The following is a 13,568-nucleotide window of genomic DNA, read 5'->3' as shown; positions in this document are numbered from 1 at the left end:
CCCGGGCGTGCACCCGTGGGTGGGGCCCACCCGCGTGGACCCCACCCCGGCACTACCGCGGGCCGCCGACCTCGAGCGGCCCCTCGGCGAAGTGGCAGGCGCTCGGGTGGTCTGATCCGGGTCGCACCGTCAGCTCCGGGTCGTCGGTGGAGCAGATCTCCTCCGCCTTCCAGCAGCGAGTGCGGAACCGGCACCCCGAGGGCGGGTCGGCCGGGCTGGGCACGTCCCCGGAGAGCAGGATCCGCTGCCGCGACTCCCGCCCGACCGGGGTCGGGTTGGGCACCGCCGACAGCAGGGCCTGGGAGTACGGGTGGCTCGCGTGGTCGTAGATCTCGGTGTCGGTACCGGATTCGACGAAGCGGCCCAGGTACATCACCGAGACCCGGTCGGAGATGTGGCGTACCACCGACAGGTCGTGTGCGATGAAGACGTAGGCGAGCCCGAACTCCTTCTGGAGCTTGATCAGCAGGTTGATGACCTGCGCCTGGATCGACACGTCCAGTGCCGAGACCGGCTCGTCGCACACCAGGATGCTGGGGCGCAGCGCCAGGGCCCGCGCGATCCCGATCCGTTGCCGCTGCCCGCCGGAGAACTGGTGCGGGTAGCGGTTGATGTGCTCGGGGTTGAGGCCGACCACCTCGAGGAGTTCCTGGGCGCGGCCCCGGCGTTCGGAGGACGGGAGCACGTCGCCGTGGATCTCGAACGGTTCGCAGATGATGTCGCCGACGGTCATCCGCGGGTTGAGCGAGGTGTAGGGGTCCTGGAAGATCATCTGGATGTCGCGGCGCATGCGCTTGGCCCCGCGCCGGTCCAGTTCCGTGATGTCCTTCCCGTGCACCTTGATCGAGCCCGATGTGGGCCCCTCCAGACCGATCAGCATCTTGGCGAGCGTGGACTTGCCGGACCCGCTCTCCCCCACCACGCCCAGGGTCTCGCCCGGACGCAGGTCGAAGCTCACCCCGTCCACGGCCTGCACGGCGCCGTAGCTGCGCTGGAACAGGATCCCGCGGGTGATGGGGTAGTGCTTGACCAGGTCGCGCACCTCCAGGACCGGTTCGGCCGAGGGCGCCGGGCCGCGCTCACCGCTCTGCGTCATCGAGGACCTCCTGGTAGTGGTGGCAGGCGCTGCCGCGGCCCCCGCCGATGTCGTGCAGTGGCGGGTCCTCGGTCAGGCACTCGTCCGTACGGAACCGGCAGCGCGGGCGGAAGGCGCAGCCCGAGGGCCTGTGCAGCAGGTCAGGCGGGGTTCCCGGGATCGAGAACAGGTCCCCGCCCTTCTGGTCCAGCCGCGGGATGGATTCCAGCAGGCCCTTGGTGTAGGGGTGCGCGGGTGCGGCGTAGGCGTCGAACACCCCGGCCTGTTCCATGACCCGGCCCGCGTACATCACCGCGGTGCGGTCGGCGATGTCGGCGACCACCCCCAGGTCGTGCGTGATGAGGATCAGCCCCATGCCGCTCTCCTCCTGGAGTTCGGCCAGCAGCTCCATGATCTGGGCCTGCACCGTCACGTCCAGGGCGGTGGTGGGCTCGTCCGCGATGAGCACCTCCGGGTCCAGCGCGATCGCCATCGCGATCATGATGCGCTGGCGCATCCCGCCGGAGAACTGGTGCGGGAAGTCGTCGACGCGTTTGGCCGCGGCCGGGATGTGCACCCGCTCCATCAGCTCGATCGCCCGCTTCTTCGCCTCCCGGCGGGACATGCCCCGGTGGACCCGGAACATCTCCGCGATCTGCCAGCCCACGGAGAAGACCGGGTTCAGCGCCGACAGCGCGTCCTGGAAGATCATCGAGATCTTCTGGCCCCGGATGGCACGCCGTTCGGGCGGGGAGAGCCCGAGCAGGTCGGTGCCGCGGTACCGGACCGCTCCGCCCGCGATGACGGCCGGGGGCATGTCGAGGATGCCCATGATGGTCTGCGCGGTCACGCTCTTCCCGGAGCCCGACTCACCGAGGACGGCCAGCGTCTCCCGGTGGTCCACACTGAAGCTCACACCGTCGACGGCCTTGAGCACGCCCGCGCGGGTGTGGAACTCGACCTGGAGGTCCTCCACCTCCAGCAGGGGGACGGAGGAGTCACCCGAGTCCCTGTTCTGCAGGGTCACTGCTTCACAACTCCTATCTGAGCTTCGGGTCGAGGGCGTCGCGGATGGCATCGCCCAACATGACGAAGGCCAGGACCGTGACGCACAGGAACGCGGTGGGGAACGCCGTCAGGAAGAAGGCCTGGCGGATGTAGTCGCCGGCCTCGGAGATGGCCACGCCCCAGGACACCACCGGCGGCCGCAGGCCCACACCCAGGAAGGACAGGGTCGCCTCGGCGCTGATGAAGGTGGCGACCATGAGCGATCCGTAGACGATCACCGGTGCCATGACGTTGGGCAGCAGGTGCCGGAACATGATCCGGAACGGGCCCGCCCCGAGCGCCCGCGCCGCCTGCACGTAGTCGGCGTGTTTGACGGAGTAGGCGGCCGAACGGGCGATCCGGGCCACCAGTGGCCACGACAACAGCGTCAGTGTGCCCACGACCAAGGTGATGACGAGCGCGGGCCCCGCCCCGCTCTGGGCCCCGGCGAAGGTCGTCAGGATGATGATCGCGCCCAGCACGAACGGCAGGCCGAGCAGGATCTCGCCGAGACGGGAGATCAGGGTGTCGGCCCATCCGCCGAGGTAGGCGGCCAGGATCCCCAGCAGCCCGCCGATGAGCGTGGTCACCAGGGTCGCGGCGAGCCCGACGATGATCGAGGCCCGCGCGCCGTGGATCGTGCGGGCGAACACGTCGCGCCCCTGCCGGTCCAGGCCGAACCAGTGCTCGGCGCTGGGTTCCTCCATGCTGCGGCTGAGGTCCGCCACGTGCGGGTCCACCCGGGTGAAGAGGGTGGGGAAGGCGGCCATCAGGATGAACAGGAGGATCAGGACCGAGGAGATCCAGAAGATCGGCCGGCCCTTCAACTCGTCCCAGGCGTCGTCCCAGAGCCCGCGTGGCCGGGTACTGGTGCTCACCTGGGCCAGCTGCTCACTCATATCGGATCCTTGGGTCGAGGAGGCCATAGATCAAGTCGACGACCAGGTTGGCGAGGATGTAGATCAGGACGAAGAGCGTGGCGACCGGGACCACCACGGTCGAGTCCAGCCGCATGACGTGGTCGTAGACCAGTCCGCCCAGCCCGTTGATGTTGAAGATGCCTTCGGTGACCACCGCTCCGACCATGAGGGTGCCCAGGTCCAGACCGATCAGGGTGATGATCGGGATCATGGAGTTGCGCAGCAGGTGCACACCGATGACCCGGTGCGGCGGCATGCCCTTGGCGATCGCGGTCCGTACGTAGTCGGCCCGCAGGTTCTCGGCGATGGTCGTGCGCGCCAACCGGGCGAGGATCGCCGTCGTGGTCGTGGCGATCACGATGCCGGGCACGATGAGTTCGCCCCAGGTCGCCTCACCCGAGACCGAGGGTGTGATGATGCCCCACTGCACACCGAGCAGCCACTGCAGGAACCGGCCCAGAACGAAGGTCGGGATGGACAGCGCGAGCAGGGTGCTGACGAAGACCAGGTTGTCGAAGAAGCTGTTCCGGCGCAGGCCCGAGAGCACGCCGGCGACCACGCCGATCACGATCTCGAAGGCGAGCGCGACCAGCGCCAGGCGCAGGGTGATCGGCGCCGCCTGGGCGATCAGGTCGGTGACGGGCACCATGTTGTAGGTCAGCCCGAGGTCGCCCTGGAGCATGTTGGCGATGTAGTGCCCGTACTGCACGAGCAGCGGCTCGTCCAGGCGGAACTGTTCGTTCATCGCGTTGACGAACGCGTCGGGGCAGGCCCGGTCGCCGCACCGGCCGGCGAACGGGTCTCCGGGGAGCTGCCAGACCACCACGTAGATCAGGAAGGTCGTTCCGAAGAGCACCGGGACGGCTTGGAGCAGGCGCCGCAGGAGATAACGGCCCATGGGTGTCCTCTCACATGCGGGCGGAGCGCCCGGGGACCGGACGCTCCGCCGCGTATTACCGCGTCTCGCTGGTCACTGCACCGTGAGGCGCTCGTAGACCGGGACACCGAAGGGGTTGATCTCCATGTTGTCCATCCGCTCGGAGTAGCCGGAGATGGTACGGCCCGCGAAGATCGGGATGGTGGGCATGTCCTGGGCGAGGATGCGCTCGGCCTCCTGGTACAGCTCGGCGGCCTCGTCCTCGTCGGAGCTCTGCTTGGCCTCGGCGACCAGCTCGTCGAACTCCTCGTTGCTGTAGTCGCCGTCGTTGGAGGCGGCGCCGGTGACGAACAGCGGGGTCAGGAAGTTCTCCAGGTGCGGGTAGTCCATCTGCCACCCGGTGCGCAGGATGCCGTCGTAGTCCCGGTTGTTGATGTTCTCGCGGAACTCGCCGAAGGTCGGGACAGGGACGGCGTTGGCCTCGAGGCGGCCCTCGAAGACCTGGTTCCAGTTCGTGACGACGGCCTCGACCCACTCGCGGTGCTCGGCGTCGTCGTTGAAGTAGAAGTTGACCTCCTCGGGCACGTCGAAGCCGTCGTCCTCGGCCTCGTCGAGGAGCTCGTTGGCGCGGTCCGGGTCGTACGTGCAGAACTCGCCGCAGGCGTCCTCCTGGTAGGCGACGACCGCACCGGTGGCCCAGCCGTCGGCGGCCTCCTGGCCGTTGTTGAAGATCTGCTCGGCGAGCTCGTCGCGGTCGACCGCCATCGACAGCGCCTGGCGGAAGGTCGGGTCGTCGTAGCCCTCCGACTCCGTGGTGATGGTGGCGCTGTAGGTCAGGCCCGACTCCTGGTCGATGTAGCGGTCCTCGAGGTCGTCCTGGTAGACGTCGCCGGCCAGCGCGGCCGGGGTCAGCCGGGTCATGATGTCGAGGTTGCCGGAGATCAGGTCCTGGTAGGCGGTGTCCTGGTTGTCGTACATGCGCCACTGGATGGCGTCGACCTGGCCCGGCTCCTCACCCGGGAAGTCGTCCCACCGCTCGACGGTGATCTCCTCGTTGTCGGTCCAGGAGGAGAACTCGTACGGCCCGTTGCCGACCGGCTCGGAGCCGAAGGCCTCGGGGTCGTCGTAGAAGGAGTCCGGCAGGGGCGAGTAGACCGTGTACCCCAGCTGGAACGGCCAGTCCGCGAAGGGCTCGTTCAGGGTGACCTCGAAGGTGTGGTCGTCGATGATCTCCAGGCCCGACATCTCGTCGGTCTCCGGCTCGGCGTCCTCGTCCTCGGGGTTGAGGTCCTCGTAGCCCTCGATGTCCTCGAACCAGTAGTTGTTCACGAACCCGTTGGGACCGTAGGCGGAGTAGTTCCACGCGTCCACGAAGTGGCGCGCCTCCAGCTCGGTGCCGTCGTGGAACGACCAGTCGTCCCGGATGGTGATGGTGAAGGTCTGGTCGTCGTCGGTCTCGATGGACTCGGCGATGTGCTCCTCGGGTTCAGCGGTGTCGGGGTCGTACCGCATGAGCTTGGCGAAGAGGGCGTCGAGGATGTCGCCGCCGTAGACCTCGTTGGTGTTCCCGGGGACCAGGGGGTTCTCCGGCTGGCCGCCGTCGATGGTCACCGGCCCTTCGGCCTGGTCTTCGTCACCGGACCCGCCACACGCGGTGAGCAGGAGCGTCACCGACAGAGTCGCAGGTAGGAACAGGCGAGATCGGGGGACTCGCATGGTCGAAGCGCCTCCTTGAGCGCAGGGGATATCAACCGACATAGTTTCCCTGGCCTGCAAAAATGTTCAATACTTTGACGGTTGCATTTAAGTAACACACCCGGGTTTTTTCATGTTGTTCCTCTGAGTGAAAAGAGCAGAACCAGGGGTGACATCCATCGTGAGCACTCGGCCACATGTGGCCACGGATTCCGTTCCGGAACGGGACGGAACCGGGTTCGGGCGGCACTAGGATGCGGCCCGCACGTCCCCCTCACCGAGAAGGCCCCCATGTATCCCCGACCTTCCCAGCCGGACCGGCCCGCCCTGCTGGAGCAGTATCCGCCGCCCGGACCCGTACAGAATCTGGCGGCGATGCTGTGGATCTCCGCGGCGGTCTCGTTCGCCGTTCTCGTCTTCAACATGGCCACCGGGCTCATGGCCGGTGTTTCGGCCGGGTACGCGTTCGGTTATTCCCTGCCCCATCTGGTCCTGGGCGCGTTGTTGGCCGCGCCGGCGTTCTCCCTGACCCGCGGGCGGCCCTGGGCGCGGAAGATGGCCAAGGTCATGCTCATCGTGCAGACCGTGATGCAGTCGCTGTTCCTGCTGAGCGGGGAACAGTGGCTGTGGGCGCTGTTCCTGCTTCCGCTGTCCATCGCCGGGCTGGTGTCGCTCGGGCGCCCGCTGTCCGGACGGTTCTTCGCGATCCACCGGGGCGACGCCGTGCAGGACCACGCCCAGCAGTACGCGCCGCATCCCGGTCAGCCCCACTACGGGCAGCAGTACGGTCAGCCGCCGTACGGCCCGCAGCAGCCGGTGGGCGAGAGGTACGTACCGCAGCAGCCGCACGCGCAGCCGCCGCAGAACGGGCCCTGGGGACCGCCGCCCCAGCAGTGACCGCGCGCCGCTGACCTGGGCGCTCCGCCCCGAGGCGGGGCGCCCTTTCCTGTGGTCCCGTAGCGGTATCCGTACAGAACGTAAGAATCGAACATGCGATATTTACATTCTGGTCATGTGCCACAGCAGCCCCGCCGGTAATCATGAGGGACATGCTTCACCCCCGGCGAAGGGCATATCCATGACCAGGAGAACTCCGACGCCCGTCACCACGACGCTCTGGACCCTCATCATCATCGGCCTGGCGACACTGCAGTTCCCGGGCATCCTCTTCTACCACGACGTGACCGAACCCCGGATTCTCGGTATGCCGTTCATCTACGGCTTCAACCTGGTGATCTGGTTCGCGATCTGCGTCGTCCTCTTCATCGCCTACAAGGTGCGCTGGGGCAGACCCCGGCCCGACGAACTCGACGGTGAACCCGACGGAAACGGGAACCGGGACGCCGGCGAGGGGGAATCGCACCGATGACCTCCCAACACGTGCTCGGCGTCCTGGTGATCGCGGCTTTCCTGGCGGTACCGCTGATCATCGGCGGACTCGCCGCACGCAGGTCCACGGCCACCGCCGACGACTACTTCGTGCAGGGGCGCTCCATGGGGTCGGTCGCGGTGTTCTTCACCGTCACCGCCACGTGGTGGAGCGCCTTCGCCTTCCTCGGGTCCAACGCGAGCTTCTACCTCGACGGCCCGCTGTACTGGACGGCCCTGGTCTGGAACGTCTTCTTCGGGGTCATGTTCTACTGGATCGGCAAACGCGTCTGGTTCCACGGAAAGCGCGGGAACTACGTGACCCCGCGGGACTTCTTCGTGGGCCTGTTCGGGTCGCAGCGGCTGGGCACGTTCATCGCGATCATCCTGTTGGTGTTCACCCTCCCCCACCTGCAGATCCAGCTCACCGGCGGCGCCTACCTCATGGAGGTCGCCTCCGACGGCGCGATCCCGTTCTGGCTCGGCGCGCTGCTGTTCTACCTGGTGATCATCGCCTACGTGTGGGCCGGCGGGGTGCGGGCCATCGCCTGGACCGACGTGTTCTACGGCGTCACGATCTTCCTCGGGCTCATCGCCGGGGGCATCTTCGTGGTCGGCGAGGTCGGCGGCATGGGCACGATGTTCGACCGCATCGAGCAGGTGCAGCCCGACCACCTCGTGCTCGGCGACGGCGTGTGGATGACCTGGGTGGCGATGTTCCTCATCACGCCCCTCGGCGCCCTGATGGGGCCGCAGATGTGGACCCGGATGTATGCCACCAAGAGTGCGCGCATCTTCGACCTGATGCCGTTCCTCGTCGGGCTCATGGCCTTCGCCTACATCGGTTCGATGCTCGTCGGGAACTCCGCCGTCCTGCTGGACCCCGTCATCGAGGAGGCCGACCAGGTCCTGCCCGCGGTGCTGCTGGAGCACGCGCCGCTGCTCCTGGCGCTCCTGGTGATCGCGGCCGGCGCGGGCGCGGCGATGTCGACCGCCAATTCGCAGGTGCACGCGATGGCCGCGAGTTACACGGTCGATTTCCACGAGCGCTACGTGCAGCGCGACCTCCCCGAGCGCAAGAGGGTGTGGATCGGCCGCTGGGCGATCCTCGGGTTCTCCGCGCTCGCGTACGTGATGACGCTGTACGTGCCCGGACTGCTCGTCACCATCGGCCTGGTGGCCTTCGCAGGCCTCGCGCAGGTCGTCGTTCCGACGGTCGGCGCCCTGTTCTGGAGGCGTGCGAGCGTCGTCGGAGCCACCGCGGGGCTGGTCGTCGGCCTGGTCTCCCTGGCCGTCTTCACCGCCGTGCCCGCGTGGGCGCCCGGGCCCTTCTCGGAGGGCGGCGGCGGGCTCCTGGCGCTGTTGCTGAACGCGGCCGTGTTCACGGCCGTGAGCCTGTGCACGAAGCCCCGCGACGAGCGGCTCCTGGGGTTGCTGCGCTCCCGCAAGCACGATTTCGACCGGGAGAAATGGGAATCCGAGGACACGACGGACTCGGGCGAACCCAGTGGCGACCCCGGACTGCAAGGTGATCACCAGTGACGGATCGAGGTACCCCCGTGCCGAACAGCCCCTCCCCCGACGCCTTCGGCCCCGACACCGAAGAGTTCCTCGCCGACTTCCACCACACCACGCGCTACGGCGCCACCGACAACGGCGGCATCGACCGCCAGGCCGCGACCGTGCCCCACGGGCAGGTGCGGGACTGGTTCGAGGCCCGGGCGGCGGAACGCGGGTTCGAGGTCCGCACCGACACGATCGGCAACATCTTCGCGGTCAAGGAGTGGAACCCCGGGGCGCCGTACGTCCTGGTCGGGTCGCACCTGGACAGCCAGCCGCTGGGCGGGCGCTTCGACGGGACCTACGGCGTGGTCGCGGCCCTGCACGCCGCCTCCGCCCTCGACCGCGCGGTGCGCGACGGGCACCTGGTCCCGCAGGCCAACATCGCGGTCGTCGACTGGTTCAACGAGGAGGGCGCGCGCTTCCCTCCGTCGATCATGGGCAGCTCGGTCTTCGTGGGGCTGCTGGAGCTCGAAGCGGCGCTGCGCACCGTCGATCCGGACGGTGTGACCGTCGCCGACGCGCTGGCCGACACGGGCCGGGCCGGGGAACCGGTCGACCTGCCGCTCGCCGGTTACGCGGAGGTGCACATCGAGCAGGGCCGTCGCCTGGAGCGCGCGGGCATCCCCATCGGCGTGGTCGACCGCAGTTGGCACACCCAGAAGCTGCTGGTGCGGGTCGTCGGGGAGCAGTCGCACACCGGCGCGACCCTCATGGCCGACCGCAGGGACGCGCTCGTGGCCGCCTCGCACGTGGTCGTCATGGTGGAGGAGATGGTCGACGAGTTCACCCCGGAGACGATCGTGACCTCGGTCGGCAAGTTCGACGTCGAACCGAACTCGCCCATCGTGGTTCCGCGCCGGGTGGACCTGGTGGTGGACCTGCGGGCCGCCGACCGGGGCGACGTCACCCGCGCCCGGTCCCTGCTGCTCGAACGCATGGAGCGCCTGGCCGAGCGGCGCGGGGTGGAGATCGAGGCCGACGACTTCGACGTCCGCCCGGTCCAGCCGTTCCCGCAGGACGCGATCGCCCTCGGCCAGGAGGCCGCCCGCGACGAGGGCATGGGATCGGCGGTGCTCAACACCCTGGCCGGCCACGACTCGGTGGCGTTGAACCGGGTGACGCCGACGGTGATGCTCTTCGTGCCGTCCGTCGACGGGGTCTCGCACTGCGAACGGGAGTTCACCTCCGACGAGGACCTGGTCAGCGGGCTCCGGGTGCTGACCAACGTCGCAGCGCGCATGGTGACCGGTGCACTGTCGCAGACCGAACCCGGGGGCGAGCGCCCGCATGGCTGACGGACCGACGCCGGACACGGAGGCGGGCCGGATCGCCGCGCTGCCGGCGGTCGAGGTCCTGCGCCTGTTCCGTACCCGGGCCCTGGCACCGAGCGAGTACCTCGGTGTGGTGCTCGACCGGATCGCCGCCGATGCCCGGCACGAGCTGCCGCTCAACGCGTTCATGGAGGTGTTGGACGGGCCCGCGCGCGAGGAGGCGCGGGCCGCGGACGCCTTCTACGCGCGGGACGGCAACGACGCACCCCTGGGTGCGGCGCTGTTGGGCCTTCCGGTGGCCACCAAGGAGAAACACGCACTGGCCGGCCGCTCGATCAGCCAGGGGATGCGGGCGCACGCCGACGCGGTGGCCGCGGAGGACCACCCCGCGGTCGCGCGCATCCGGGCGGCCGGGGGCATCGTACACGGGAGGACCACCTCACCGGAGTTCTCCTGTGCGACCGTGACCCATTCCCGGATGTGGGGCGTGACCCGCAACCCGTGGGACCGCGCGCTCTCGCCCGGCGGCTCGTCCGGGGGTGCGGCAGCGGCGTTGGCCGCCGGCATGACACCCCTGGCGACCGCGTCCGACATCGCCGGGTCCACCCGCCTGCCGGCCGCCTTCACCGGCAACGTCGGGTACAAGGGGCCCTACGGCACGGTTCCGGGGGCGGGGCCGTTGGCCGCGGACTGGTACCGGGGCGACGGTGCCATGGCCCGGACCGTGGCCGACACCGCCCTGCTGACCGACGTGATGCGGGGCCCGCACCCGTCCGACCACGCCACGGTGCCGTCCCGGGGCATCGCGGTCGCCACGGAGGAGCAGGCCCTGAGCACGCTGCAGGGGCGGCGGTTGGCCTACTCCCCCACCTTGGGCGACTTCCCGGTCGAGCGCGGGGTGCGGCGTGAGGTCGACCGCACCGTCGCCGCCCTCGAGGCCGCCGGGGCGGACGTGGTCGAGGTGGACCTGCCCTGGACCACCGAGGAGATCGGCCGGGTCAGCATGGCGCACTTCGGGCACCTGTTGGCCGAGGGGATGCGTTCCCTGCTCGCCGGCCGGGAGGACACGGCCGAGGCGTACACGCTGCGCTTCATCGAGGTGGCCCGGGAGCACGCCGCCCGGCACACGCTGTTCGAGACCGTGGCCGCGGAGCACCGGATCCAGGCGGACCTGGCGGCGGCGCTGCGGGGCGTCGACGCACTGCTGACCCCGGCCTCGGCGGTGCGCGCGTTGGCGGCCGACGGCCAGTACCTGGACGGGATCACGGTCACCGACCAGCCCGACGGGGTCGACCGCACGCTGGAGCACTACTGGCAGGCGCACATGACCGTGCCGTTCAACATCGCCAACCGGTGTCCGGCCCTGTGCGTGCCCTCCGGGACGGCGGCCGGGTTCCCGGTCGGCCTGCAGATAGTGGGCCACCCGTTCGACGAGACGACCGTCTTCGAGATCGGGCGGGCCGTCGAGGGGCTCCCCAGCACGAGTGGTCAATGAACCTGGTCCCGTTTGGGGTCGGCAGGGCGCGCGATCGGGTGTGGGGTGTTCTGTGGTGTTGCCTCGGGGTAGCCGGCGGGATGGGTGTTCTGTGGTGTTGCCTCGGGGGTGGTGGTTCGTCGGGGTCGGATCTTAGCCCGGCCGGGCCTTCTCGCAACCCACGTCGGCGCCACCCCCGAGGCTTTCTCTGGGCGGTGATGGTGTCGGTGGTGTGGTGGGTTGTTCGGGGCGCCTCGGGGTGTGCGTTCCGGCCCTGTTCGCCGGGCTGACCCGACCCGCATCGACGAACCCCCTTCACCCCCGAGGCCCCCGCCAGCCCAAAGGAACGGTGGCACTACGGGCGCCTTCGGCGCGGTGACCCTCTGGGGTGGCCACACTGCTGGCCGACGCTTGCGGTGTGGGGGTGGTGGCTCGCTCCTGCGACGGCAACGGCACAGGCGCGCCCCGCGCACTCCCGGCGGAGCATTGAGGCCAGGGGTGACACGTGTGCGGGTGGGGCCGGGCGGACCTGTGCTCCGGTCCACCCCTCTGGTTGCTGGTGGCGTTGGTGTGCCCGGTGGGGCAGGTGTCCGGCGCTGTGTCGTTGATAGTGCTCAATTAGGCACTGACAACGTTTTCAGGTGCTCAAAAGAGCACTATCAACCGCTGAGGGACGGCCGCTCGGGCCACGCGCAGACTCGCGTGCGATCCGGCCCGGTGGAGCCGGAGCTGGCCGCCGTCGGTAGGCGTGCTGCGGTCGCATGCGAGGGGTATGCGGTGGCCATCCTGCGGAGATTCTCCAGAGACGACGCCCGGCGCCCGGTGCCTGGCGCCCGGTACCTGGTGCCTGGTGCGCGGTGGGCCTCGACGGGGCCGGTTACGGCAGTGGCCGTCCAAGCGTGCACCACTGGACCCAGGTCTGGAGAGGCCCCGGTGGCCCCGGTGGGGCTCGGTTGAACTCGGTTCCGCAACAGCCCCACGGAGCGGTCCTGGGGATCTAACCGGTGCCGACGACCCACGGAGGGCCCCCGGGGATCTAACCGGTGGCGACGTTGACGGTGTCGTTGTCGGAGTCGGCGGCCTGAGCACCCGAGCCGCTTAGGGCGCCGACACCGGTCCCGTTGGTGGGGGTGTTCTCGGTACGGGAGCGGCGGTACTTGGCGCGGTTGTGCTTGGAGCACAGGGGCTGGAGGTTGGTGGCCTTGGTTTCGCCGCCGTGGGAGAACTCGGTGATGTGGTCGGCCTCGCACTGCGAGACCGGCACGTCGCACCCACCCGACCAGGCGCAGGTGGTGTGCCCGGCAAAAGCGGCAGTGCGCAGGTAACCGGGGGCCAGGCGGTGGGCCCGGCCCAGGTCCAGGGGCAGGCCGGTGCGGTCGTCGAAGATCAACCGGCGGATCTGGGCCGTGGGCGCCATGGCGCGCACCGCCGACAGGGCGAGCACGTTGCCGTCCTCGGTCACCGCCAGGCCGGAGGATGCGAGCGGCCCGGGAGACCCGGGGCCACCAGGGGCACCGTGGGTGCCGGGGGTGCCGGGCGCACCGGCGTAGCCGGGCGGGCCGGTGTTGGAAGCAGGGGTGGTGCCGCCTGTGGTGGTATCGCCACCGCAGGTGCAGCCACCGCCGCCGGGGTCGGGGCCAGTCCCGGCGCCCGAGCCGGAACCCGAGCCCGGCGGCGACCCGCTCGCCCCGAATGCCCCGGCCGCGCCAGCGGCCCCGGGGGCGGTTGCCCCGGTGGCGCCTGCGGCGCCGTCGGCGTCGGCGTTGCCGTTGGCGTCGTGGGCGTCGGTGTTGAAGGCGAAGCCGAAGCCCAGCAGCGCCGACAGGGGCACGGTGATGTTGATGACCGCCTTCGTGCCCGGCGGCTCGGTGCAGCCACCGCCCGAGGCGGAGCCGTCCGCGTCAGCGGCAGAGCCGCCCACGACGTCGCCGTCGGCGCCAGCAGCGCCGGAGACGTTGCCGGTGGCCGCCCCTGCGGTGCCGGCGGCTTCGCCGCTGCCGGAGGCGTTGCCCTTGCCCTTGCCCTTGCCGGTGACCTCGGTCCCGGTCTTGGTGTTGGTGTGGCCGTGGTGGCCGTGGGCGAAGCCCATCGCGCTGATGAGCGCGTCGTAGGTGCGCCCGTAGCGCGAGGTCACGGCCTCGCCCGGGGGGATGAAGTCGATGTCGGAGCCACCCGCGCCACCGGGGCCGCCGGAGGCGGCGGAGGCAGCGGTGCCGTCGGCGCCCGCGCCGTTGTCGGAGTTCTTCTCCGTGGTGCCGTAGGGGGCCGTGAACGAGGC

The 13,568-nt window shown here is 69.8% G+C and carries 11 protein-coding genes; 5 read left to right on the top strand and 6 right to left on the bottom strand.

What is annotated here, in order from left to right:
* Window positions 1-52 precede the first annotated feature (52 nt).
* The 5 genes from IDM40_RS06675 to IDM40_RS06655 all read right to left on the bottom strand — a co-directional run bounded on the left by IDM40_RS06675 (window position 53) and on the right by IDM40_RS06655 (window position 5,635).
* Window positions 53-1,096, bottom strand: a complete 1,044-nt coding sequence (locus tag IDM40_RS06675; protein WP_193121049.1) for an ABC transporter ATP-binding protein — start codon at window positions 1,094-1,096, stop codon at window positions 53-55.
* Complete coding sequence (locus tag IDM40_RS06670) at window positions 1,080-2,102, bottom strand: ABC transporter ATP-binding protein (protein WP_328806954.1); 1,023 nt, start codon at window positions 2,100-2,102, stop codon at window positions 1,080-1,082. Before IDM40_RS06670 ends, IDM40_RS06675 begins: the two co-directional genes overlap by 17 nt.
* Before the next feature lie 13 nt (window positions 2,103-2,115).
* Window positions 2,116-3,021, bottom strand: coding sequence for an ABC transporter permease (locus tag IDM40_RS06665; RefSeq protein WP_193121047.1), 906 nt, complete (start codon window positions 3,019-3,021; stop codon window positions 2,116-2,118).
* On the bottom strand, window positions 3,014-3,940 hold the full coding sequence (locus IDM40_RS06660; RefSeq protein WP_193121046.1) for an ABC transporter permease: 927 nt from the start codon (window positions 3,938-3,940) through the stop codon (window positions 3,014-3,016). The genes IDM40_RS06665 and IDM40_RS06660 overlap by 8 nt, the downstream gene beginning before the upstream one ends.
* 72 nt (window positions 3,941-4,012) lie before the next feature.
* Entirely contained in the window at window positions 4,013-5,635 is a 1,623-nt protein-coding gene (locus IDM40_RS06655; RefSeq protein ID WP_193121045.1) for a peptide ABC transporter substrate-binding protein, read from the bottom strand.
* Between the two features lie 270 nt (window positions 5,636-5,905).
* Here IDM40_RS06655 and IDM40_RS06650 point away from each other — a divergent pair, with 270 nt between their 5' ends.
* The 5 genes from IDM40_RS06650 (at window position 5,906) to IDM40_RS06630 (ending at window position 11,311) form a co-directional block, all read left to right on the top strand.
* Entirely contained in the window at window positions 5,906-6,511 is a 606-nt protein-coding gene (locus IDM40_RS06650) for a hypothetical protein (protein WP_235997392.1), read from the top strand.
* A 181-nt stretch (window positions 6,512-6,692) separates the two neighbouring features.
* On the top strand, window positions 6,693-6,983 hold the full coding sequence (locus IDM40_RS06645) for a hypothetical protein (RefSeq protein WP_193121044.1): 291 nt from the start codon (window positions 6,693-6,695) through the stop codon (window positions 6,981-6,983).
* Entirely contained in the window at window positions 6,980-8,524 is a 1,545-nt protein-coding gene (locus tag IDM40_RS06640; protein WP_193121043.1) for a sodium:solute symporter family protein, read from the top strand. Before IDM40_RS06645 ends, IDM40_RS06640 begins: the two co-directional genes overlap by 4 nt.
* Window positions 8,525-8,541: 17 nt before the next feature.
* Window positions 8,542-9,840: a M20 family metallo-hydrolase gene (locus IDM40_RS06635; protein WP_193121042.1), complete on the top strand. Its 1,299-nt coding sequence runs from the start codon at window positions 8,542-8,544 to the stop codon at window positions 9,838-9,840.
* Window positions 9,833-11,311, top strand: a complete 1,479-nt coding sequence (locus IDM40_RS06630) for an amidase (RefSeq protein WP_193121041.1) — start codon at window positions 9,833-9,835, stop codon at window positions 11,309-11,311. The genes IDM40_RS06635 and IDM40_RS06630 overlap by 8 nt, the downstream gene beginning before the upstream one ends.
* Before the next feature lie 1,015 nt (window positions 11,312-12,326).
* On the opposite strand, the gene IDM40_RS27995 is transcribed toward IDM40_RS06630, so the two are convergent.
* Window positions 12,327-13,568, bottom strand: a 1,242-nt coding sequence (locus IDM40_RS27995; RefSeq protein ID WP_407939936.1) for an HNH endonuclease signature motif containing protein, incomplete at its 5' end; no start/stop codon positions are given.

The sequence above is a fragment of the Nocardiopsis coralli genome (genome assembly GCF_014892575.1).
Classification (GTDB): domain Bacteria; phylum Actinomycetota; class Actinomycetes; order Streptosporangiales; family Streptosporangiaceae; genus Nocardiopsis; species Nocardiopsis coralli.
The sequence above is the reverse complement of the archived record's forward strand: the minus strand, read 5'-3'. Positions and strand labels throughout refer to the sequence as shown.